Here is a 24,471-nt window from a genome sequence, read left to right on the forward strand (position 1 = left end):
CAGCGCATGAAAGCAATCGAAAAAGCACTGCTGATCAAAGAACTGCATCAATTGATTGATGGTTTGGAGCATCAACCTCTGTCTTTTTTTGAAATTGCGCGCTCGAAAAAACGCATCCGTGAAATCTTTGCACTCTGTGATGAACCCATTTTTCAAAAACAACTCGAAGCCTATAAGGTGCTGACTCAGCCTCAAGCGGCGACTGAACGCTGGATACAACAAAGCCCTTACCAGCATGCCTATATTGGACTATTTCAATATGAATCTGCTTTAACCGATGCCTTAAAACAGCAGGCGGCTTTCGCATGGGGTGTTTTATATAAATCAGGTTTAGGCTGGCAAATTGTTTTTCAAAACACCCCACCTACACTGTATAGCAGCCCATGGCACATAAAGTTTGAACACGCTTACCAATGGTTTTTGATCCATGTGCAAAGCGTTCAACAGCCCGAGAACGTACCTTTTATTACGACACCAGAAATATCCGAAGAAGTTGCAGAAGTTGCAGAAGTTGCAGAAGTTGCAGAAGTTGCAGAAGTTGCAGAAGTTGCAGAAGTTGCAGAAGTTGCAGAAGTTGCAGAAGTTGCAGAAGTTGCAGAAGTTGCAGAAGTTGCACGAGACCAGTTTATCCCGCCCGTTACAACCATATCCCATAAAAAAACTGACATAGGGCATGCACAGGACAATGTAGTTAGTGACGCTTTTGTTTTCACGGGTATTGAGCTTTTAAGCATTGCTACAGATGATACATCGGCTGAACGAACCCAAGAGTCTGTGTCAGACTTCCCCGAAGTCCGTCCTGAGTCTAGTCTGCTTTTATCTAAGGCTGAAGCAGCGCTTCATTTCAATACGGAAATACAACTTCAATTTGACTGTGCCCCAAATGCAACTCAAATTGAAGGAACTGAACTCAGGTCTTTTAAAGAAAACACTGTAGAAGATGTCGTCCCAATCAATCCTATTAAACTAAGTATCAAACAAGATAAGAAACCTGAAAATCAGTCCGATATCGTACAAAAAGATTTAGATCTTCAATCTGAAGTATTAGCAGAAAATCATTTGATTCTCAGCAATCAGCCTCTTTTAAGTAATGGGCTATGTCCGCCTCAGGAAGAATTTATCATTGAAGCCGCTGCACCCATTCGATTTGACCTCAAACCAAGTGCGTCTATTTCAACGCTTGCCATTCAGGATTTTATCCAAAGGCGATCGATCTTGGCTGAACAACCAGATACAGACATTTCATCTGAATTTCAACAGCAAGATCCACTTGAAAGCGAGGTGACAGCACCATGCCCTGTTTTGCAGGATAGCCATACAGAAAATTCAGAAGCATCAGCTACTGCTGCGCAACCCATACTGCCCACACAGATTAATCTGGGGCAATATCAAGCGAAATTGTGCACGCTGCATCAACCAAATTTAGATCCTAAGCTCTATGGCCTCGACATTTCAGGGCACACCGAGATCGGTCAAAATATCGATTTTCTGATCCACAGCGACCAACTCGATCACTGGTTGGACTATCCCATCTATTTGGCAGAACAGACCCAGCAGCACGGAGAGTTTATTAAGTATTTGGCTCTATTCGGTGCTGACAGTCCCACGGAAGCCATTCGCCTGAGCCAACAATTTGCCCAGAGTTGTCAGCATCAAGTCGCAGCCATCCGCGAAATTGAATGGGACCAGCTACAGGGTCATATGCATGATGCATTTTCGATTTTTCAGCTGTATACCCAACAGGCCAAACTGGTATGGCATATTGAAGACTATCATCCATTTATTCTGGCCGATCTACTCAATAGCCGTAAATTCATCCAGTTTGAAGAAAGCCCCGCGGACGTAAATACGCCCATTTTAGTGTTAAAAGAACGACAAAAAATTCGAGTGATTCATGGTCAAAAGCGGGTTGAACTCTCACGTACCGAGATCGCCTATCCATGCTTGGTCTTAGACCGACAGCACGGCGTCAGTTGGCAACTGATTCAAAATACGATTTCCACTTTGCCTAAACCTATCACCGTGTTTCAATTATTTGATTCTATTCAAAAACAACTGAGCAGTGAGTTGTAGAGTTTTGTATTTTCTACTTGTGTTCTTATGTGAAATTTACAACACTAAAACATCGAAGAACAATAAAGTACGAAAGCATGCTAAGAACTCAACATGTGGGATCCATCTCTTTATTTTTCTGTCTAAGTTTAGGTACATACGTCAACGTGGCTTGGGCGGAAAGCAATACCAACAGCACACAACATTTTGTGCCACCTCACGACGTGGCTGAAATTGACAAAATCGCATCGCCCCCCAAAGGTAGTGGACTTTTATACCAAATTCCACAGTGGATTGACTCACTTCCAACCGTTCTACCTGAAGAATCGGACGAGCTGATTGTGCCCACGACTGACCTCACTGAAGAACGCACGTGGGTCGACCGCCAGCAAAAAGAAGTTCGAAACTGGGCAGACCGAACAGCCGCCAAAATGGACAATTGGTTTGGTGAAACCGATCCTAAAAAACCAGCTACAGCCACATTACGTGTCTTGGTCGATAACCGCTGGAATAAACATGATGAATATGATGTAAAACCGCGTATTCGGGGTCGAGTTAAACTTCCAACCTTAGAACATAAACTCAGTGTGGTGTTTGGGGATGACTCTTTAGATAATGAACTGCAAAACAATGTCGCGATTACCAATGAAAACCCGCCTAGTCCAGACAACGACAAATCCTTCGACCGTCGCCAAACCCGTGATGCCAATAGTTCAATAGCATTAAGATGGTCACAATTGTCAGATCGCCTACCTTTTGAAACCGATTTCGACCTAGGGGTCCGTTCAGGGGATGATATTTACGCGCGTATCAAATTATCGAGAGAATGGAAACTCGACAATGATTTTCGCGCTTATGCTGAACAGATTTATCGTTATGGTATCGACAGTGAAAATTATTTACGTACCAATCTAGAGCTGACCCATGCACGCCCCAATCAAGCCTTTTTATCCAATCAGTTCAGTCTGACCTATGCAGACGAACAAGATGATGATCTACTCTGGGATAACTATAGCTTTAGACAACACCAATTCTTTCATGGCAATCGTTTTAATTACGGCATTTACACTGGCGGTTTCTACAACAACGACGACCTGCGTTTGAACCGTTGGGGGCCTTTTGTCTCGTGGCGTCAACCCTTCTTACGCGAGTGGTTTTATATCCAAGGCGATTTAAATTATTTTAATGATCACCGTGAAGACCGCAGCCATTACGTCAGTGCCTTGGTGCGTTTTGAGGCTTTATTTTAATGGCATGGTGGATATTTAAGCTGAACTGTGGATAAGTTCTCACTTATCCACGGATATCCACATCAACTTCTTTTCCACCGAGTTAATCAATACATTCGACAGTTTTTAAGGTGCTTGATCCAACTCATTGACATAAAAGAAAGCCTATCTTAACGATAGGCTTTCTTTAAACATATAATGGTTTATTGAAGCAATAAGCTGTTAATCCGTTTGATATATTCGGCAGGATCATCAGGTAAGCCGCCTTCAGCAATCATCGCTTGGTCAAAAATCACATTGGCCAAGTCATCAAACTGTGCCGAATTTTCTAATTTTTTCACCAATGGATGCTCTGGGTTAATTTCCAAAATTGGCTTGCTTTCAGGTACGGCCTGACCCGCTTGTTGCAGCATACGAATCAGTTGTGGAGAAAGCTCTCCCTCACCTGTCACCAAGCATGCAGGTGAATCCACCAAACGTGTGGTCACACGTACTTCTTTGGTCTTGGCTTTCAATGAGTCAGATAGTTTTTCAACCACAGGTTTAAACTGCTCTGCAGCTGCCTCAAGTGCCTTCTTCTCTTCGGCATCTTGTAAATCACCTAAGTCGACTGCACCTTTCGCCACGTTTTGCATTGGTGTGCCATCAAACTCATGCACAAATTCCATTGCCCATTCATCGACACGGTCTGCCATGAGTAAGACTTCAATGCCTTTTTTCTTAAATAACTCAAGTTGTGGCGAGTTCTTCGCGGCATTGAGACTGTCTGCAGTCACATAGTAAATCGCTTTTTGCCCCTCAGGCATACGCGCTTTATAGTCCTGCAAAGAAGTGCTCACCACATCATTGTTTGAAGTTGAGAAGCGTAAAAGTTTTAAAATACGCTCACGGTTACCCAAGTCTTCGCCCAAACCTTCTTTCAACACTGAACCAAATTCACGGTAGAAGGTTTTGAACTTCTCTTGATCTTTTTCATCTTCCGATTTGGCTAAAGCATCCAACATGGTCAATACACGGCGTGCATTCCCTTCACGAATGGTTTTCACATCACGGCTTTCTTGTAACAACTCACGACTAACGTTCAGTGGTAAATCGGCACTATCAACCACCCCTTGAACAAAGCGTAAATAGTTTGGAATCAAGTTATCCGCATCATCCATAATGAAGACCCGTTTTACATAGAGCTTAATCCCCGCTTTGGCTTCACGGGTAAAGATATTGGCTGCAGCTTTGGTCGGTACATACAACAACTGCGTATATTCAGTACTGCCTTCGACACGGTTATGCGCCCATGCCAGTGGGGCTTCAAAATCATGGCTGAGATTCTTATAAAAATCGATGTACTGCTCTTCAGTCACTTCATTTTTATTACGTGTCCACAGGGCGCTGGCTGAGTTAATCGCTTCCCACTCACCCGTTTTCACATACTGACCCGGTTTTGGCTCTTCACCTTCAACCGCTTCTTCTTGCTGCCAAACCTCTTTTTGCATCTCAATCGGCAGGCTAATGTGATCTGAGTATTTATTGATAATTTGCTTCACTTTATGCGACTGTAAATAGTCCAACGCATCTTCACGCAAATGTAAAATAATACCGGTACCACGGCTGTCTTTGTGGATCTGCTCGACTTCGAACTCACCCGTGCCCGCACTGACCCAACGTACCGCCTGATCAGCATCCACACCTGCACGGCGTGATTCTACGGTAATTTTATCAGCCACAATAAAGCCTGAGTAGAAACCGACACCAAACTGACCAATCAGTTGTGCATCTGATTTTTGGTCACCTGTGAGCTTAGACATAAAGTCCTTGGTTCCAGACTTAGCAATCGTACCTAAGTGGTCAATCGCTTCTTGTTCAGTTAAACCAATCCCATTGTCTGAAATGATCAGTGTTTGATTGGCTTCATCAAAGCTGACGCGCACATGTAAGTCCGGGTCATTTTCATAATATTCAGGATGATTAATGCCTTCAAAACGCAATTTATCGCAGGCATCGGATGCATTTGAGATCAATTCACGTAGGAAAATGTCAGGATTTGAATACAGTGAGTGCGTCACTAAATGTAATAGCTGAGCCACTTCAGCTTGGAAACTATGTTTATGTGCGTTTTGCTCGCTCATCAATCGCTCCTTAATGTATTAAGTCTTATAGAGAATGCTTAATGAATTGGAGTGAGCGATACGTTTTTCAATAGCAATCGCAAGTTTTTTTGCTTTTTTTAAAATGGGCCCTGACGGTAAATACGATCTAGCTGTAGTTCTAACTGCTGCTGGCGCATTTTATACACATCCATAAGGCAACGTTGTGAAGCACCACAGCGGTCACGGAGACTCAACCACTTCACTTGCTCATCTTGAATCAAGCCACGTGTCCCCATCGGAACAAGACGTTTTAAGATGGTATAGGTGGTGGCCATTTTCACATCGGCATCGTTGATTTGGCGATACTCACAAATCGCATGTTCTGTCGTCGTTTTTGCTTTATCACAATTAAAACTTGCCGCTTGAGCATGCATGCTCCACGCCAAACCACAGACTAAACCGATTCCGAACATAGATTTCATTTTTATCACTCTCTTATTCTGTTTCTATCCATTTTATAGATGATTTTCTTTTAATACTGAATCATCGTGATTTATTTCAGCATTGATCACTATTCAACTTTAGTCTTTGCATAAAAAAACCCCATCATCGATGAGGTTCTTAAAAAGCTACTTTTAATTATTAAAATTTGTAGCTATAACCGAGTGTATAAATTACTGGATCGATATCTAATTTAAACTTCGTTGTGCCATCTACATTTACTTCTGGGTTCAGATCTGCATAACGGACATCGGCAAACACACCCCAGTTTTTTGCATCAGCAGGTTGGAAGTTAAAACCAATTTGCGCAGCATAACCAAAATCTTCTTTTACGCTCTTCACACCCTCCTCATCCCATGCAATAAAAGCTGTTGCACCGACACCAATATAAGGCGTGAAACCTGTTGAGTTTTTAAAGTTATATTTTGCAGTTAATGTTGGCGGTAAATGTTTAATTTTTACTGCTTCTGCACCATTAATGAGTATATCGTGGCTAATTGGCGTTGCTAGCAGTAACTCTGCAGAAATATTGTCATTAAAGAAATATTCAACCGATGGCGTAAACGCGAGTTCGCTATCTGCTTCAACCGTTAATGTACCATTCGCAATTTTCGTGTCCTGCGTTGGTGCAACTGCAGATCCACCGACTTTGACTTGCCATTGACCTGCCATTGCAGCAGATGCAGAAAGACCCATTAATGTAATTAGAGCAATTTGCTTCAACATTTCAAATAACCTCTGTTTGTAAAATAATTAATATAAAAATTAACATTAACTCATCATAAACAAGAGTGTAATTAATATGCAATTATAATAATAATGTATTTTAAATGCTATTTTTAAGTAATTGTTTTTAATTGATTTAAATATTAAATATACTATTTTAGTTGGTTTTAAATTAATAACGAAAAATCAAAATAAATATATTTTAATTCCAACCTTTTTAATCCGAATTAACATTATAAACCCGATTATTTTAATCTGAATAAATAATAAAAAAGACGATTTAAAATCGCCTTTTTATAATAATTGGATTTTTAATTACAACACCATGGCCGCAATCCAACCGAAAATCATGAGTGGAATATTAAAGTGAATAAAGGTCGGGATCACACTGTCTTTCATGTGATCATGCTGACCATCCATGTTCAAACCCGAAGTCGGCCCCAAAGTGGAGTCAGAAGCCGGAGAACCCGCATCACCGAGTGCTGCAGCCGTACCAATAATCGCAATGGTTGCCGCTGGACTGAAACCAAACTGGATACACAACGGCACATAAATAATTGCTAAAATTGGAATGGTAGAGAACGAAGAACCAATGCCTAAAGTAATCAGTAAGCCAATCAAGAGCATCCAAAATGCAGCGAGTCCTTGGCTAGAACCAATCCATTGCACTGATGCTTCTACCAATGCTGGCACTTGATTGGTCGCAGAAATAACAGATGCAAAACCTTGTGCTGCAATCATAATGAAACCAACTAATGCCATCATTCGCATACCGCTAATAATCACATCATCTGCTTCTTTCCATTTAAAAATGCCTGCACAGCTCAAAATAGCAACACCAACCAAACCAGCTAAAATCATGGAATCTGATGCAATTTGTACCCAAAGCGTAGCAACTACCGCAATGAGAGCCATAGATAACGTAAACTTTGAAATTTCAGGCTTAGACTTCTCACCCGTGATATCAAGTTCAGAAGAAATACTTTGCTGCACTGGTTCCACATGTACTTCTTCGTATACACGTTTCTTACGGTAACTAAAGAATACAGCAACCAATAAACCGACAAACATGCCAAAAACAGGAATGGCCATTGCTGAAGGGATATCGGCATAATTGATTTTAAAACCGTAGGGTTGCCCAAAAGTATTAATATTTTGACCTAAGATGTCATTCAGGAAAATCGCACCAAATCCAAATGGTACCAGCATATAAGTGGCAACCAAGCCAAAGGTTAGAACGCAAGCAATTAGTCGACGGTCTAACTGAAGATGGTTAAACACACTTAATAAAGGAGGAATCAGGACTGGAATAAACGCAATATGCACAGGAATGACGTTTTGTGAACAAATGGCTGCTAACGCGACGGTTATAAAAATCAGATATTTAACCCGATTTTGTGCCTTTTCATTGCTCGAACCTTTCAATGTTTTAATAAGCTTATAGGCCAACAAGTCAGGTAAACCTGAGCGTGCCAAAGCCAAAGCAAATGCACCTAAGACCCCGTAAGCCAACGCAATTTTTGCGCCGCCCCCAAGCCCATTATTAAATGCTTCGAGGGTACCGTGTAGCCCTAAACCAGCCAATAAACCGCCTGTGACAGCACCAATAATTAATGCAAATACTACAGGCACACGAGCTAATGAAAGTCCAAACATGACCCCAATAGCGGCAAGAATTGCGAACATAGTGAAAAGAGTGACTTGGAAGAAAGGCGCATTTTATCAGAAAATAACCAAAAAATTCTGCCCTTACAGGTCGCTAGCACCTTTCTCTTTCACAGATCATTTCAGCTGGCTTTAACACAACGCCAGTTTTGAACAAACCTTTTGATTTCTTTAGCAATTACCTCAGGCTGGCTCAAGATTGCCCAGTGGTTGGCATTTACATTCACCCGTTGAAAATTCTCGACCCACTTCGGTATTTCATCGATTAACGCTGGACTCACAAACTGATCTTGCTCCAACACAATCGCTTGTACGGGACAAATTGCAAAGCGTTCCCGAGGTTTCGTCAGGCGTGGGATAAAGTTGGCGCGGTAGAGCCCAACCCCGTGTTTACCATCAGCAGCAATGTGATGATTCAGCGGTAAGTCTGAACGTCCTTCTAAACGCGATAAAACTTTGCCCCAATGCTCAGGACTAAAAAACTGCCATACGCTTGGTGCCAGAAAAGGCAACTGAAAGGCCGCAATGTACCAAGACTTCGTTAATTGCTTAAAAAATTGAGGCTTGTATTGTGTGAACTGTTCACGCATCCAAAATGCGGCATGGTCTAAGCATGGGCCTGAAATGGTGGTAAATGACAGCATACGCTCTCTAAATTTAGGCTCAGTCGCGGACTCCCATGACTGAATCGCTCCCCAGTCATGCGCAACCAGATGAAAGCTACGCTGTGGGATCATACTATTCACCACACTTTCCAAATCTAGCGATAGCTGAGGCAAGGCATAGGCACGTGTACGACGCGGCACACTCGACATACCTGCGCCACGTACGTCATAAGTCACAATATAATAATCATGGATGAGGTATTGAATCACAGGCTCCCATACGTCCTGATTATCAGGATAGCCATGCACCAAGACTACGACAGGATTCTCCGATTTCCCCCATGTTTTGACATAAAGTCTTTGCTGATCAGTTGTCTGTACCCAATGACTTTGCTGCTCCATATTCAGCTCCTTATTGTTATTGACTGTTTTTTATACTTTACTGGCAAAACGATCAATGCCAATTGATTTGATCTTCTCTAGTATGGATAGAAGTTCATCAGATACCATTGACCGAAATGAGCATTTTAAAAAAACTTGTGACACAGCCAATTGTCGCGAAATACTTTCTCAATCATTTTGCTCCCTTTAAAGGTGCAGGGATTCAAATTGAAAAATTTGACCTTAAACACTACCACATTCGCGTCAAAATGCCCCTGACTCGACAAAACCGAAACATTGTCGGCGTACATTTTGGCGGGAGCTTATATGCAATGGTCGATCCTTTTTATATGACCCTGCTGATGCATCACTTAGGCAATAAGTATATTGTCTGGGACAAAGCAGCCTCTATCCAATTTCTCAGCCAAGGGCGCAGTACAGTCTATGCAGACTTTCACCTCGATGCCCAAGAAATCGCGACCGTGAAACAACTGGCCGACAACTATGCCCCCGTACATCGTATTTATACCTTAAATATTTATGATGAAGCTGGCATTCGAATTGCCGAAGTGGAAAAGACTTTATATATCCGTCGTAAAAAACCTAAACCGGCACAGCTATAAAAAAAGCACTTCCATGAAGTGCTTTTTGAAAATCTGAACTTAAAACATTATTTACGTTCTTCAATTGCAGCGCCTGCACCACCGCCGATGGCACCACCAATGGCTGCGCCGGTATTACCACCAAACACGCTTTTACCCACTGCTGAACCAATCGCACCGCCAACACCACTGTAGGTTGCACTACGGTTTGAGCCACCTTGAGCTTTACTGCCCACAGCTGCACCAGCACCGCCACCAATGGCTGCACCTACACCGCCACCGAGGCTATTCCCCGCAGCACCACCTACTGCACCGCCTAAAGCCGCTGTCCCAATACGTTGCTCGGAAGCACTCATATTCTCACAACCTGCCAACAGCATCGTCGAAAAAGATGCCACTGCAATAATGCTCATATACTTTTTCATGAGATTTGTCCTTATTGGCTATTTCTTACAACATAAAAGATCAGTATGAACTTAAAACCCGTGAAATGTTACGGTTACAGGTGCTATTGCTGAAAATTTGTAAATAAGAAGCCCTCCTGAGAGGGCTTCTTACCGTATTCAACTCAAGCTTATTCAGGCTCTTTCACCACAACCACATCTTTGGTGGTGGTGCCATTTTCTTGGAGCACCGCACGCGTCACACTTTCTTGACTATTCGGATCTTTCACTTGATCCAGTTTCAGCTCCTTACGTACAGGTTGCTGCCCTTTCTTAAACTCAACCCCTTGTGCATCAACTTGCTTACCTTCTGCAAGGACAACACCACCTTGACTCAAGGTCGATTTCACTTCAACTTTGGATGTCGGAACAATCACGCTACCCTTTTGCACAATCGGTGCCGACATTTTTTTATCTGAAAATTGGCTGGCATTTTCTTCGAGAACCACTTCACGCGCCACAATATCTTTACCGCCATTTTTCACTTCAAAAATAGTCGCTTCGGTCGTCCGCACAGGGTCTTGACCCGCGACACTGCGAATAATCTGTGTTTTGACAATCGGTACAACCGCCTTATCCTCCACGGTGATGGTATTCGGCATCGGCGCTGCCATCGTTTGGCTCACAAATGCGAAGATGCTTAAGCCCAATAGTTTTGATGTCAATTTCATGTGGAACCACCTCTATTTTTTAATCGTTAATGAAGTAAGGAGATTTGTGTACTTATATTTTTAATATAGGAAAAATGTGAAATTTATAAAAGCTTAAATCCACTTCTGTAACAAAAGGACAAAAAAAGCCCCCCGAAGGTGGCTGAATCAACGAAATGGTTTTTGTGAAATTTTGACTTTAACTGCATCTTTACCTGTTATAAAGTGCTCTAATCAATGATTCATAGCCGATTTAAACGCATTTCATTTTTCTACATTGGATTTATATAAACTTTCTTTATCATTAACTCCAAAAGCTTAGATTTTAATCCGCGCAGTGATTTTACTGGCCATATCTTAATTTTTCTCTCATAAAATCATATGCCCCATAACCTGATATGAAGATTGCTAACTGACTAAATATCAATAAAAAACTAAAAAATAACTCACCGAAAATAATGCCCAGTTTATATTGATATAAATTCTGAAACAGGTAACCATTCCGACCTAATCCCACAGTCATATCGTGTTTAGAAAAATGCCATTGCATCATCGAAAAGCTAAAATAAATCAGCCCAATGAACAATATTCCTATAATTAAGCCATCCCAAAACTTAAATTGCGCAATGCGGGGAATATTTTCACGCTCTTCTTGCCAAATCATCCAGAATAAAACCACTGCCCAGATTGTACTAAATACAGAAAAATAGGCAGTAAGCGCTACGGTATAAAAGGGAAATGGCCCAGAAATGCCCGTCTTAATATTTAGTTCTTGTGTGATGAAGTGCCATACCGCATGTTGCCAGTGCATTTCAGGCTGTGGAGCCAAAAACATCATAAGCAAAGCTGGAAGGAACATAACTGTCAGTAAAACAATTGAGATCTGTCTAATTTGAAACGCCATTTCTAATATGTATAGACTTAATTATCATCAGTATATAAAAAAGCCACCCGAAGGTGGCTTTTTATTCATTTAAAGGGCTAATTACAGACCGTTAAACTCATCGCTAAATGCTTGGCTTAATGCTTGATCCACATCAGAGAAATCATTTACAAGCTCGTGCTCTGCAGCTTCAGCTTCTTGACGACGACGCTCTAAGTGATACGCAAGACCAGTACCTGCAGGAATCAAACGACCTACAACCACGTTCTCTTTCAAGCCACGTAAATCATCTTCTTTACCTGTTACAGCCGCTTCAGTTAACACACGAGTGGTTTCCTGGAACGATGCAGCAGAGATGAACGAGTCAGTAGAAAGCGACGCTTTGGTAATACCCATCAATTGACGTTCAAACTTCGCAGGGAACTTGTTTTGCGCAAGAACAGCTTGGTTCTCTTGCATCACGCGGATGTAATCCACTTGTTCGCCTTTGATGAAGCTTGTATCACCGCCATCAGTGATATCAACTTTACGCAACATTTGACGTACGATCACTTCAATGTGCTTGTCGTTGATTTTTACACCTTGCAGACGGTATACGTCTTGAACTTCGTTCACGATGTAGTTGGTCAGCGCAACTTCGCCTTTCAAGCGTAAGATGTCATGTGGGTTCTGTGGACCGTCAGAAACAGTTTCACCACGGTTCACATGTTCGCCTTCGAACACGTTCATGGTACGCCATTTTGGAATCAATTCTTCGTAAATCTCAGAACCATCATCTGGAGTAATCACTAAACGGTTCTTACCTTTAGTCTCTTTACCAAAGCTTACAACACCTGAAATTTCAGCAAGAATCGCATGCTCTTTCGGTTTACGTGCTTCGAACAAGTCAGCTACGCGCGGTAGACCACCGGTAATGTCACGCGTACGTGAAGTTTCTTGAGGTACACGACCAATAACGTCACCCACACCAATTGTTTCGCCATCACGGACAGAAAGAATCGTGTTTTGTGGTAGGAAGTAGAACTGCTCACCACCATCCGTCGTATCAAGAACAACCGCAGGACGTAAATCTTTACCAGACGCAGGACGTGCAGTCACAGGTAAGATTTCAATCGTCGTCATACCCGTTGCATCATCAGTCTTCGAGGTAACAGTAACGCCATCAGCAATTTGGCTGAAACGTACTTTACCTGCAACTTCTGTTACAAGTGGGTGGGTGTGCGGATCCCAAGTCGCCACGATACCGCCAGCTTCCACAGATTCGCCATCTTTCAAGATGATCGACGCACCGTATGGAATTTTGTAGCGTTCGCGTTCACGGCCTAAGTCATCTGCAATACCAATTTCACCTGAACGAGATGTTGATACCAAGTGACCTTTAGCATGTTGTACTGTTTTCACATTGTGGAAACGTACAGTACCTTTGTTACGGACTTGAATGCTATTTGCAGCAGACGTTCGGCTCGCAGCACCACCAACGTGGAACGTACGCATGGTTAACTGTGTACCCGGTTCGCCAATCGATTGTGCAGCCATAACACCCACAGACTCACCAGGGTTCACCTGATGACCACGCGCAAGGTCACGACCATAACATTTCGCACATACGCCGAATGTAGATTCACACGCAACCACTGAACGTACTTTAACTTCATCGACACCTTGCTCTTCTAGGAAGTTTGCAAGTTTCTCATCAATCAAAGTGTTACGTGGCAGGATAACGTCGTCAGAACCGGCTTTCTTCACATCTTCAGCAACAACACGGCCCAGTACTCGAGTACCTAAGTTCTCGATTACGTCACCGCCTTGAATGAACGGAGTCATTACAAGACCGCCCAAAGTACCACAGTCAGGCTCAGTAATAACCAAGTCTTGCGCTACGTCTACAAGACGACGTGTCAAGTAACCAGAGTTTGCTGTTTTCAGTGCTGTATCGGCCAAACCTTTACGTGCACCGTGTGTTGAAATGAAGTACTGAAGTACGGTCAAACCTTCACGGAAGTTCGCTTTAATTGGAGTTTCAATGATCGAACCATCTGGTTTCGCCATCAAACCACGCATACCCGCTAACTGACGAATCTGAGCTGCCGAACCACGGGCACCTGAGTCAGACATCATATAGATCGAGTTGAATGATTTTTGCTTCTCATCTTCACCCTGTTTGTTTTTAACAGTGGTAAAAGACAAGTTGTCCATCATCGCTTTCGCTACTTGGTCGTTGGTACGAGCCCAAATATCGACAACTTTGTTATAACGTTCGCCCGCAGTTACGAAACCTTGTTCGAACTGTTGCTCAATTTCACGAACTTCAACTTCCGCTTTTTCAATAATTGAGTACTTCGCAGGTGGAATCACCATGTCTTCCATACCGACCGATACGCCTGAACGTGTCGCTTGACGGAAACCTAAGTACATCAATTGGTCAGCAAAGATCACTGTATCTTTAAGACCTAATTTACGGTAGCAAGAGTTAATCAATTTAGAGATGTTTTTCTTGGTCATCTCAACGTTGATTTGTTGGAAATCCATACCTTCTGGCACAACTTCCCAAAGTAAGCAGCGACCTGGTGTTGTATCCACAACAATGGTTTGTTGTTCACGGTTACCATTTTCGTCAATCACAGTCTGGTGTACACGTGCTTTTACGCGAGCGTGTAAATTTACCTGACCTGTTGCAAGTGCACGGTTAACTTCGTGAGTATCTGCAAACACCATGCCTTCACCTTTGGCATTGATCGCATCACGAGTGATGTAATACAAGCCTAAGACAACGTCCTGAGACGGTACGATGATTGGCTCACCGTTCGCTGGAGACAAGATGTTGTTGGTCGACATCATTAACGCACGCGCTTCTAACTGCGCTTCAAGTGTTAATGGTACGTGTACCGCCATTTGGTCACCGTCGAAGTCGGCGTTAAACGCAGCACAAACGAGCGGGTGAAGACGGATCGCTTTACCTTCAATCAGAATCGGTTCAAATGCTTGAAGACCCAAACGGTGAAGTGTAGGCGCACGGTTCAACATCACAGGGTGTTGACGAATCACGTGAGCAAGAACGTCCCAAACTTCTGGCGTTTCGCGCTCAACCATTTTCTTCGCAGCTTTGATGGTTGTTGCTTGGCCAGATGCTTGTAGTTTTGCGAAAATGAATGGCTTGAATAATTCAAGTGCCATTTTCTTCGGAAGACCACATTGGTGCAAACGTAAAGTAGGACCTACAGTAATTACCGAACGACCTGAATAGTCAACACGCTTACCAAGTAAGTTTTGACGGAAACGGCCTTGTTTACCTTTGATCATGTCAGCCAAAGATTTCAATGGACGCTTGTTCGAACCCGTGATTGCACGACCACGACGACCGTTGTCTAACAATGCATCGACAGACTCTTGTAACATACGTTTTTCATTACGTACGATAATGTCTGGCGCTGCAAGGTCAAGAAGACGCTTTAAACGGTTGTTACGGTTGATCACACGACGGTAAAGGTCGTTCAAATCAGAAGTCGCGAAACGACCACCTTCAAGTGGTACTAACGGACGAAGATCTGGTGGAAGTACTGGAAGTACATTCATCACCATCCATTCTGGCTTGTTGTTTGACTCTTTAAACGCTTCCATCAACTTCAAACGCTTAGACGCTTTTTTAAGCTTCGTCTCAGACGTTGTGTTTGGAATTTCTTCACGTAAACGTGAAATTTCGTTTTCAAGATCGATGTCTTTCAACAAGTCTTGAACAGCTTCTGCACCCATTTTCGCAGTGAATTCATCACCGTGTTCTTCTAAAGCGTTGAAGTATTCTTCATCGTTTAAAAGTTGGTATTTCTCAAATGGAGTCATACCTGGGTCAGTTACTACGTAAGATTCGAAATACAATACACGTTCGATATCACGTAAAGTCATGTCTAATAATAGACCGATACGGCTCGGAAGTGATTTTAAGAACCAAATATGTGCAACTGGAGAAGCCAGCTCGATGTGACCCATACGCTCACGACGAACTTTCGCAGTTGTTACTTCAACGCCACATTTTTCACAAATGACGCCTTTGTATTTCATACGCTTGTATTTACCACACAAGCATTCGTAATCTTTGACTGGACCAAAAATTTTGGCACAGAATAAACCATCACGTTCTGGTTTGAACGTACGATAGTTAATGGTTTCAGGCTTTTTAACTTCACCATGAGACCATGACTTAATCATTTCTGGTGACGCAAGACCAATACGGATGCGATCAAACTCAACTGGAGCATGACCGTCTGAATCCGTCTTTTTGCGCATGATATCGAGCAAGTCTTTCAATTTTTTTCTCCGTGTGTTGTGGAGACTTTCACTACACAACTGGGTCACAAATATTGTTTTTTAACTGAGAAATCTCCCCGCTTCCCTTTCGAGGAAGCCTCTCTTTGAACAAGAGAGGTTGGGGAGATTCAATGGAGAAACTTAGTCACCATTTTTCAGTTCAATGTTGATACCTAAAGAACGGATCTCTTTGGTCAATACGTTGAACGATTCAGGCATACCTGGGTCCATATAATGGTTACCATCTACAATGTTCTTATAGATACGGGTACGACCTTCAACGTCATCCGACTTAACAGTAAGCATTTCTTGAAGCGTGTAAGCTGCGCCATATGCTTCAAGCGCCCAGACTTCCATCTCACCGAAACGCTGACCACCGAATTGTGCTTTACCACCAAGCGGCTGTTGAGTTACTAATGAGTAAGAACCAGTAGAACGCGCGTGCATCTTGTCGTCTACCAAGTGGTTCAGTTTCAACATGTACATGTAACCTACAGTTACAGGACGGTCAAACTGTTCACCTGTACGACCATCATACAATACTGTTTGACCAGTACGTGAAATGTTCGCAAGCTCTAACAAGTCTTTAATTTGTGATTCTTCAGCACCATCGAATACTGGCGTTGCAAGTGGAACACCCGTACGTAAGTTACCCGAAAGCACCAAAATTTCATCATCAGTTAAGCTATCAAGATCTTCTTGCTCGCCACCAACTTTGTTATAAATCTTGTCTAAGAATCCACGAAGCTCAAGTACAGTACGTTGCGCTTTTAACATCTTGTCGATTTCTTCGCCAAGACCTTTCGCTGCCATACCTAAGTGAGTCTCTAGAATCTGACCCACGTTCATACGTGACGGTACACCCAGTGGGTTCAATACGATGTCGACTGGAACACCATTGGCATCGTGCGGCATGTCTTCAACAGGTAAGATGTTAGAAACAACACCCTTGTTACCGTGACGACCCGCCATCTTATCACCCGGTTGGATGCGACGTTTAACAGCCAAGTAAACCTTAACAACTTTCAATACACCTGTTGTTAATTCATCACCTGTAGAAAGTTTGCGTTTTTTCTCTGCAAATTTCTCATCAATTTCAAAGCTCTTCTCTTTCAAGAACACTTGAATTTGAGTTAAACGCTCTGCAATAGCTTCATCAGTCGGTTGGATTTCAAGTAAATCAACCAACTCTAAACCAGACAATACGTCTGCAGAAAGCTTATCGCCACGCTTGGTTGTACCACCACCGTTAGACTCTTGACCTGTCAACAAACGAACAATACGTTCACGTGCTGCTTCTTCGAAGATTTTGTATTCTTCTTTCAAGTCTTTACGGTATGAATCAAGCTGAGCTTTTTCAATTGCTTGAGCACGTTCGTCTTTTTCAAGACCATCACGTGTAAACACTTGAACGTCAATCACTGTACCTTTGGTACCTGATGGAACACGTAAAGATGAGTCTTTTACGTCAGCTGCTTTTTCACCGAAGATTGCACGAAGCAATTTTTCTTCTGGTGTTAACTGCGTTTCACCTTTAGGCGTTACTTTACCTACAAGGATATCGCCAGCAGTCACTTCAGCACCGATATATACGATACCTGATTCATCAAGCTTAGACAGTGCAGCTTCACCCACATTCGGGATATCCGCCGTGATCTCTTCAGCACCTAATTTCGTATCACGTGCAACACATGATAATTCTTGAATGTGAATCGAGGTTAAACGGTCTTCTTGAAGTACACGCTCTGAAAGTAAGATCGAGTCTTCATAGTTGTAACCATTCCACGTCATGAACGCAACGCGCATGTTTTGACCGAGCGCAAGCTCACCGCCATCTGTTGATGGACCGTCAGCCAATACATCGCCACGACCGACTTTATCACCAAGTTTCACAAGAACTTTTTGGTTAATACAAGTATTTTGGTTCGAACGTGTATATTTGATCAGGTTATAGATATCTACACCTGCCTCGCCTGCAACCATTTCGTCTTCGTTGACACGAATCACGACACGTGAAGCATCGACAAACTCGATACGACCACCACGACCCGCAATCACACACACACCTGAGTCATGCGCTACATTTGCTTCCATGCCTGTACCTACAAGCGGTTTGTCAGCAATCAATGTAGGCACAGCTTGACGCTGCATGTTTGAACCCATCAATGCACGGTTGGCGTCATCGTGTTCAAGGAATGGAATCAGTGATGCCGCAACAGAAACAACCTGCTGTGCAGAAACGTCCATATGCGTCACTTTTTCAGGCGGCATACGTACGAAATCACCTTGGTGACGTACAGAAACAAATTCTTCTGTTAAGTTACCGTCTTTATCTACGCCAGAATCGGCCTGTGCAATCACAGTACCTACTTCTTCAATTGCAGATAGATACTCAACTTCATCCGTTACACGACCATCAACCACTTTACGGTATGGTGTTTCTAAGAAACCGAAATTGTTACATTTCGCATAAACAGAAAGCGAGTTGATCAAACCAATGTTTGGACCTTCCGGCGTTTCAATTGGACATACACGGCCATAGTGAGTTTGGTGTACGTCACGTACCTCAAAGCCTGCACGTTCACGTGTCAAACCACCAGGACCAAGCGCCGATACACGACGTTTGTGCGTAATCTCAGACAATGGGTTGTTTTGGTCCATGAACTGAGATAATTGGCTTGAACCAAAGAATTCTTTGATTGCAGCAGCCACTGGTTTCGCATTGATCAAATCTTGCGGAGACAAGTTATCTGTTTCAGCTTGGCTTAAACGTTCTTTAACAGCACGTTCTACACGAACTAGACCAACACGGAATTGGTTTTCAGTCATTTCGCCTACTGAACGTACGCGACGGTTACCCAAGTGGTCGATATCATCGACTTCACCTTTACCGTTACGGATTTCAACCAATGTTTTGAGTACATCAGTGATATCTTCGTTCGACAAAATACCTTCAACTTCACGAGACTTCTGATCCGTACCCACTTCGTAAGGACGACCCAAACGACGGTTGAACTTCATACGACCCACTGGAGAGAGGTCATAACGCTCAGAAGAGAAGAATAAGTTATTGAATAAGTTTTCAGCCGCTTCTTTCGTTGGTGGCTCGCCTGGACGCATTACTTTGTAGATTTCTACCAATGCTTCTTCACGACCTGTCGTGGTGTCGGCACGTAAAGTATCTGCAACGAATGAACCACGATCGATGTCATTGGTGAATAGAATGTTAAACTGTTTAACACCACCTTCAGCCAATTTCACCATAATTTCATGACTTAACAAGGTATTAGCTGCAATCACATCACCATCTTTAAGTGGAATGTCTTCTGCAGTAATACGCTCGTATAAGTACTCATCAGGCACAGAAAGCTTTTCTAGGCCAGCAGCCTCCATTTGACGCACATGACGCGCGTTGATACGCTTGCCTTGCTCAACAATGGTTTTGCCATCATTATCTACGATGTCAAATTGTGCCATTTCGCCACGTAAGCGTTCTGGAACAAGGTCAATCTGGTAGCTACCCATGTCTAGGTATACAGGCACTTTTTCATAGAACAAGTCTAAGATTTGCGCATTGTTATAACCCAAAGCACGAAGAACCACAGTCGCGAGTAATTTACGACGACGGTCAATACGTACAAATACAAGGTCTTTTGCGTCAAATTCAAAGTCTAACCATGAACCACGGTAAGGAATAATACGCGCAGAATAAAGCACTTTACCACTAGAGTGGGTTTTGCCTTTATCGTGGTCAAAGAATACGCCCGGTGAACGGTGTAATTGAGATACGATTACACGCTCAGTACCATTAATAACGAATGTACCGTTATCGGTCATGAGTGGCATTTCACCCATGTACACTTCTTGCTCGCGCACGTCTTTAATTGATTTAGTTTCGCGATCTTTTAAGATCAAACGAATTTTTACGCGCATTGGTGCTGCATAAGTTGAGCCACGAAGAATACATTCGCGTACATCAAACTCAGGCTTACCAAGACTATACTCAACAAATTCTAAAGCAGCATTGCCAGAATAACTTTCTATAGGAAAAACTGAACGAAACGCGGCTTGCAGACCGATATCTTCGCGGTTTTTTGGTGATTTGCCATCTTGTAAAAATGTTCTGTACGAGTCGACTTGAATCGCGAGCAAGTACGGAGCATCCATAACACTAGGCAATTTACCAAAATTCTTACGGATCCGTTTCTTTTCGGTATATGAGTATGCCATCTGGAGTCCTCGGAAAGTAAACCGAGCCCGCCTGCAGAACGGGCTCAGAAGGAATTACGCAGGCCGATATGGCCACCACTTTTTACAAATGCTGCAATTTTCAGTGGTATTGAAACGCTTACCAATATTTTTAAATTTGAAAAATATTGGTAAGCGTTTGATTCTTTTCTTTATTTTAATTTGATGGAATTTCCACCAAGCAAACAAAAATCGAGCCGATTATTGTAACGCAAAAAGGCTGATGACCCAAGAGCCATCAGCCAATTTTTGGGGTGAAATTAATATTCCCCCCCTGGTAACATTACTTAATAGTAATAGTAGCACCAGTTTCTTCAAGTTTTTTCTTAAGTTCTTCAGCTTCTTCTTTAGAAACTGCTTCTTTAAGAACTGAAGGAGCACCTTCAACCATGTCTTTAGCTTCTTTCAAGCCAAGACCAGTGATTTCACGAACTGCTTTAATCACAGCTACTTTGTTCGCGCCGAAAGAAGTCAACTCAACGTTGAATTCTGATTGCTCTTCAGCAGCAGCAGCAGCAGGACCTGCAGCTACAGCTACAGCAGCAGCAGATACGTTGAATTTTTCTTCGAAAGCAGAAATAAGTTCAACAAGTTCAAGAACAGTTTTTTCAGCAACTGCGTTTAAGATTTCTTCGTTTGTTAAAGCCATGAGAGTAACTCCAAATGGGTATTGAATGATGTGTGTTTAAGTTTGAGCTTATGCAGCTTCTGACTCGTTTTTCTCTTGAAGCGCTGTAAGTAAGCGACCCAATTTCGAAATAGGAGCTTGAAGAACGCTTGCAAGCATAGTAAGCGCTTTCTCTTGGTTTGGAAGATTCGCGATAACGCTAACTTCTTCGCCTTGATAAAGTTTGCCTTCAAATGCAGCAGCTTTAAGTTCAAATGCTTTGTTAGTTTTCGCAAATTCTTCGAATAAGCGTGCCGCAGCACCCATATCATCTGCAGAAGTTGAGAAAGCTAAAATTGTTGGGCCAACAAGGTTGTCGTTCAAGATATTGAATGGAGTATCTTGAAGAGCACGTTTAGCCAAAGTATTACGTACAACACGTGTAGCAACACCTAACTTACGAGCTTCAACACGAAGAGCAGTTAATTGCTCAACAGTTAAACCTTGGTAGTCAGCAACAACAGCAGCAAACGCAGTAGAAGCAACTTCAGTTACTTCAGCAACGATCTGTTTTTTGCCTTCGATAAGAAGAGCCATTGTAAAACCTCCTAACGGTGATTTATGTACTTACGCGAAGTACACTCCCAATTCGCAAGTTCATCACTGAACTTACACGCGGAGGATGAACAAATCACACCACCGCGTCTACTCAGGCTGGGAAATTAAGAAAGTAATCGAAATTACTCTCGCCTGAGGTCTTTGACGCTGATAAATCTACATTTACCAATTCAAAGTTTGCCTAAGTTTGCAAAATACGACAGAGCGTTTCTTGCGTAAAAATCAAAGCAGCGCTTTGATTTTTACTCAGGGCTTTAAAATTCTGTCTAAGTAAAACTTAGTTAGAAACGTTGCTTACATCAACAACAAGACCAGGACCCATAGTTGAGCTCAAAGTAATCTTTTTGATGTATACACCTTTAGATGTCGCAGGCTTTAACTTTTTCAAGTCTGCAATCAAAGTTTCAACGTTTTGACGAACAGCTTCAGCAGAGAAATCTACTTGACCGATCGCAGCGTGGATAATACCCGCTTTGTCTACACGGTAACGTGCTTGACCAGCTTTTGCATTTTTAACTGCACCAGCTACGTCAGGAGTTACAGTACCCACTTTAGGGTTTGGCATTAAGCCACGCGGACCAAGAATCGTACCCAACTTACCAACAACGCGCATTGCATCAGGAGCAGCAATCACTACGTCAAAGTCAAGGTTACCCGCTTGGATGCTTTCAGCAAGGTCATCAAAACCAACGATGTCCGCGCCTTCAGCTTTAGCAGCTTCAGCAGCAGCGCCTTGAGCAAACACAGCTACACGTACAGTTTTACCAGTACCTGCAGGAAGTGTAGTCGCGCCACGAACAACTTGGTCAGATTTACGAGGGTCAACACCTAGGTTTACCGCAACATCCAAAGATTCTTTGAATTTCGCAGCAGGAAGACCAGCAAGAACAGCTACTGCTTCTTCTAAAGTGTAAACTTTGTTTGCTTCAATAGCAGCAGCAATGGCTTTTTGACGTTTAGTTAACTTTGCCATGTCTTATAGCTCCACTTCCAAGCCCATAGAACGTGCAGAACCAGCGATGGTACGAACACGTGCGTCTAAATCAGCACCAGTTAAATCTGGTTCTTTAGTAGTCGCGATTTCTTCCAATTGAGCACGAGTCAACTTACCAACTTTAGTTTTGTTAGGTACAGCAGAACCCTTTTGGATACCAGCAGCTTTCTTAAGAAGAATAGATGCAGGAGGAGTTTTCATGATGAATGTGAACGACTTGTCGTTGTACACAGTAATCACGACTGGAATTGGTAAACCAACTTCAAGTTTTTGTGTCGCAGCATTGAATTCTTTACAGAATGCCATGATGTTAACACCACGTTGACCCAATGCAGGACCAATCGGTGGAGATGGATTCGCTTTACCAGCTGGAACTTGCAGCTTGATATAGCCGTCAATCTTCTTAGCCATTTCAAATTACCTCTGGGTACAAACGCCGATGAAGGCTCCCCAATTTCTAAGTAACGATACCGTTACAACAACAATGCCTGACTTATAAATAAGCCAGGCGTTTTTCAACCACATCCAATTAAACTGATTTTTCGACTTGGCGAAATTCCAGCTCAACCTGAGTTGGTCGATTAAATACATTAATAGTCAACGTTAAACGTGACTTTTCGTATAGAACTTCTTCCACCACACCTTTAAAATCTGTGAATGGACCGTCAACCACGAGTAATTCTTCGCCTGGTTCAAACATCGTCTTCGGACGTGGTGCTTCACCAGTATTGCGTACACGAGCAAGAATCGCATCTGCTTCACGCTGGGTAATTGGTGCCGGTTTCTCAGCCGTACCACCAATAAAACCTAAAACTTTTGGACATTCTTTAACAATGTGCCAAGTTTCATCATTCATTTCCATTTCGACCAATACATAGCCTGGAAAGAACTTACGCTCAGATTTACGCTTCTTACCATCCTTCATTTCTACCACTTCTTCGGTAGGAACAAGGACTTCACCAAAGCTATCGGCTACAGCGCTACGCTGGATTCGATCATTAAGTGAACGCATCACTTGTTTTTCATAACCTGAATAGGCATGAATAATGTACCAACGTTTCATAGCTCTCTTACCCGATAATAAACTTCATTAACCAGCCCAAAATGTAGTCAAAACACCATAATAAAATGGATGCAACAACTACAACCGCAAGCACCTGCCAAGATGTGGTCATGGTCTCTTGCTTTGTTGGCCAAGTCACTCGACGCAGCTCAATTCGTGAGTCTTTCAACAAACGAGCAAAGCCTTTGCCTTGATGGGTGGCGTATAATAAACCGAATGCCACGATGATACAAGCCAAAATTACCCCAACGCGCACCCAGATATCGTTGGCTGGTGCCCAATACGCTGGTAGGTGTTGATTCACCATGGTCGCACCAATTAATAAAATCAATGCGATAATCCATAAGACGACGTCTAGGGGAGAACCAGATTTAACTACTTCAGCAGAATTATTTCTTTGAGGGATTGCCGCGTCGCTTTGTGCGTCGCGTAATTTTTCATTCGACATTTTTGTACTCGTCGTAGGTTTCGCGACTTATTATATGACCAGTTTTGCCGACATCAAGCGTCTTTTATAAAAAAGTTGGCAGGCCAGGAGGGACTCGAACCCCCAACATTCGGTTTTGGAGACCGACGCTCTACCAATTGAACTACTGACCTGCAAAACAAATTGGAGCCGAAACCCCAATTTGTAATTTTATTTTATAATTATGCAGTTACTTTAGCAACTACACCAGCACCAACTGTACGGCCACCTTCACGGATCGCAAAACGTAGACCTGGGTCCATTGCGATTGGGTGGATTAATTCTACTGACATTTCTACGTTGTCACCAGGCATAACCATTTCAACGCCATCTTGTAATTTGATCGCGCCAG

19 protein-coding genes, 1 tRNA gene and 1 pseudogene are annotated in these 24,471 nt (G+C 42.8%); 3 read left to right on the forward strand and 18 right to left on the reverse strand.

What is annotated here, in order from left to right; all coding sequences use genetic code 11:
- The first annotated feature begins 6 nt into the window (after nucleotides 1-6).
- On the forward strand, nucleotides 7-2,073 hold the full coding sequence (locus MF4642_RS16900; protein WP_078425771.1) for a hypothetical protein: 2,067 nt from the start codon (nucleotides 7-9) through the stop codon (nucleotides 2,071-2,073).
- Between the two features lie 77 nt (nucleotides 2,074-2,150).
- Nucleotides 2,151-3,302 (forward strand): hypothetical protein, encoded by a 1,152-nt coding sequence (locus MF4642_RS07210; RefSeq protein WP_005400967.1) that lies wholly within the window; start codon nucleotides 2,151-2,153, stop codon nucleotides 3,300-3,302.
- A gap of 182 nt (nucleotides 3,303-3,484) precedes the next feature.
- Here MF4642_RS07210 and htpG read toward each other — a convergent pair whose 3' ends face one another.
- The 5 genes from htpG to MF4642_RS07235 all read right to left on the reverse strand — a co-directional run bounded on the left by htpG (nucleotide 3,485) and on the right by MF4642_RS07235 (nucleotide 9,264).
- Nucleotides 3,485-5,404 carry a molecular chaperone HtpG gene (htpG, locus tag MF4642_RS07215; RefSeq protein ID WP_078425772.1) on the reverse strand — a complete coding sequence of 640 codons (1,920 nt, stop codon included), beginning with the start codon at nucleotides 5,402-5,404 and terminating at the stop codon, nucleotides 3,485-3,487.
- A 98-nt stretch (nucleotides 5,405-5,502) separates the two neighbouring features.
- Nucleotides 5,503-5,847: a lysozyme inhibitor LprI family protein gene (locus tag MF4642_RS07220; RefSeq protein ID WP_078425773.1), complete on the reverse strand. Its 345-nt coding sequence runs from the start codon at nucleotides 5,845-5,847 to the stop codon at nucleotides 5,503-5,505.
- 160 nt (nucleotides 5,848-6,007) lie between these two features.
- Nucleotides 6,008-6,592, reverse strand: coding sequence for an OmpW/AlkL family protein (locus MF4642_RS07225; protein ID WP_078425774.1), 585 nt, complete (start codon nucleotides 6,590-6,592; stop codon nucleotides 6,008-6,010).
- Nucleotides 6,593-6,907: 315 nt separating this feature from the next.
- Complete coding sequence (locus MF4642_RS07230; protein WP_004978663.1) at nucleotides 6,908-8,278, reverse strand: Na+/H+ antiporter family protein; 1,371 nt, start codon at nucleotides 8,276-8,278, stop codon at nucleotides 6,908-6,910.
- 101 nt (nucleotides 8,279-8,379) lie between these two features.
- Complete coding sequence (locus MF4642_RS07235) at nucleotides 8,380-9,264, reverse strand: alpha/beta fold hydrolase (protein WP_078425775.1); 885 nt, start codon at nucleotides 9,262-9,264, stop codon at nucleotides 8,380-8,382.
- 116 nt (nucleotides 9,265-9,380) lie between these two features.
- Here MF4642_RS07235 and MF4642_RS07240 point away from each other — a divergent pair, with 116 nt between their 5' ends.
- The gene (locus MF4642_RS07240) at nucleotides 9,381-9,866 is read left to right on the forward strand and encodes a DUF4442 domain-containing protein (RefSeq protein ID WP_078425776.1); all 486 of its coding nucleotides are present in this window, start codon (nucleotides 9,381-9,383) and stop codon (nucleotides 9,864-9,866) included.
- A gap of 47 nt (nucleotides 9,867-9,913) precedes the next feature.
- Here the strand turns inward: MF4642_RS07240 and MF4642_RS07245 are convergent, their stop codons facing one another.
- The 13 genes and pseudogenes from MF4642_RS07245 to MF4642_RS07305 all read right to left on the reverse strand — a co-directional run.
- The gene (locus tag MF4642_RS07245; protein WP_078425777.1) at nucleotides 9,914-10,270 is read right to left on the reverse strand and encodes a DNA transfer protein p32; all 357 of its coding nucleotides are present in this window, start codon (nucleotides 10,268-10,270) and stop codon (nucleotides 9,914-9,916) included.
- A gap of 149 nt (nucleotides 10,271-10,419) precedes the next feature.
- Entirely contained in the window at nucleotides 10,420-10,959 is a 540-nt protein-coding gene (locus tag MF4642_RS07250) for a hypothetical protein (protein WP_005400975.1), read from the reverse strand.
- Nucleotides 10,960-11,281: 322 nt separating this feature from the next.
- Nucleotides 11,282-11,842: a hypothetical protein gene (locus tag MF4642_RS07255; RefSeq protein ID WP_005400976.1), complete on the reverse strand. Its 561-nt coding sequence runs from the start codon at nucleotides 11,840-11,842 to the stop codon at nucleotides 11,282-11,284.
- An 81-nt stretch (nucleotides 11,843-11,923) separates the two neighbouring features.
- On the reverse strand, nucleotides 11,924-16,123 hold the full coding sequence (gene rpoC, locus MF4642_RS07260; RefSeq protein WP_078425778.1) for a DNA-directed RNA polymerase subunit beta': 4,200 nt from the start codon (nucleotides 16,121-16,123) through the stop codon (nucleotides 11,924-11,926).
- 141 nt (nucleotides 16,124-16,264) lie between these two features.
- On the reverse strand, nucleotides 16,265-20,353 hold the full coding sequence (gene rpoB / locus MF4642_RS07265) for a DNA-directed RNA polymerase subunit beta (protein WP_078425779.1): 4,089 nt from the start codon (nucleotides 20,351-20,353) through the stop codon (nucleotides 16,265-16,267).
- A 301-nt stretch (nucleotides 20,354-20,654) separates the two neighbouring features.
- Complete coding sequence (rplL, locus tag MF4642_RS07270) at nucleotides 20,655-21,020, reverse strand: 50S ribosomal protein L7/L12 (RefSeq protein ID WP_004692767.1); 366 nt, start codon at nucleotides 21,018-21,020, stop codon at nucleotides 20,655-20,657.
- A 48-nt stretch (nucleotides 21,021-21,068) separates the two neighbouring features.
- Nucleotides 21,069-21,575 carry a 50S ribosomal protein L10 gene (gene rplJ, locus MF4642_RS07275; protein ID WP_004692769.1) on the reverse strand — a complete coding sequence of 169 codons (507 nt, stop codon included), beginning with the start codon at nucleotides 21,573-21,575 and terminating at the stop codon, nucleotides 21,069-21,071.
- 298 nt (nucleotides 21,576-21,873) lie between these two features.
- A complete protein-coding gene (rplA, locus tag MF4642_RS07280; RefSeq protein ID WP_004692770.1) occupies nucleotides 21,874-22,569 on the reverse strand; it encodes a 50S ribosomal protein L1 in 696 nt (231 codons plus the stop codon).
- A 3-nt stretch (nucleotides 22,570-22,572) separates the two neighbouring features.
- Nucleotides 22,573-23,001, reverse strand: coding sequence for a 50S ribosomal protein L11 (rplK, locus tag MF4642_RS07285; RefSeq protein ID WP_004668262.1), 429 nt, complete (start codon nucleotides 22,999-23,001; stop codon nucleotides 22,573-22,575).
- A 118-nt stretch (nucleotides 23,002-23,119) separates the two neighbouring features.
- On the reverse strand, nucleotides 23,120-23,653 hold the full coding sequence (gene nusG, locus MF4642_RS07290; protein WP_078390311.1) for a transcription termination/antitermination protein NusG: 534 nt from the start codon (nucleotides 23,651-23,653) through the stop codon (nucleotides 23,120-23,122).
- Between the two features lie 7 nt (nucleotides 23,654-23,660).
- Nucleotides 23,661-24,101 (reverse strand): preprotein translocase subunit SecE, encoded by a 441-nt coding sequence (secE, locus tag MF4642_RS07295; RefSeq protein ID WP_004692774.1) that lies wholly within the window; start codon nucleotides 24,099-24,101, stop codon nucleotides 23,661-23,663.
- Nucleotides 24,102-24,177: 76 nt separating this feature from the next.
- Nucleotides 24,178-24,253, reverse strand: a tRNA-Trp gene (locus tag MF4642_RS07300).
- A 48-nt stretch (nucleotides 24,254-24,301) separates the two neighbouring features.
- Nucleotides 24,302-24,471: pseudogene (locus MF4642_RS07305) on the reverse strand (elongation factor Tu); the annotation flags it as partial.

It is taken from the genome of Acinetobacter sp. MF4642 (assembly GCF_002018925.1).
Taxonomy (GTDB): Bacteria; Pseudomonadota; Gammaproteobacteria; order Pseudomonadales; family Moraxellaceae; genus Acinetobacter; species Acinetobacter johnsonii.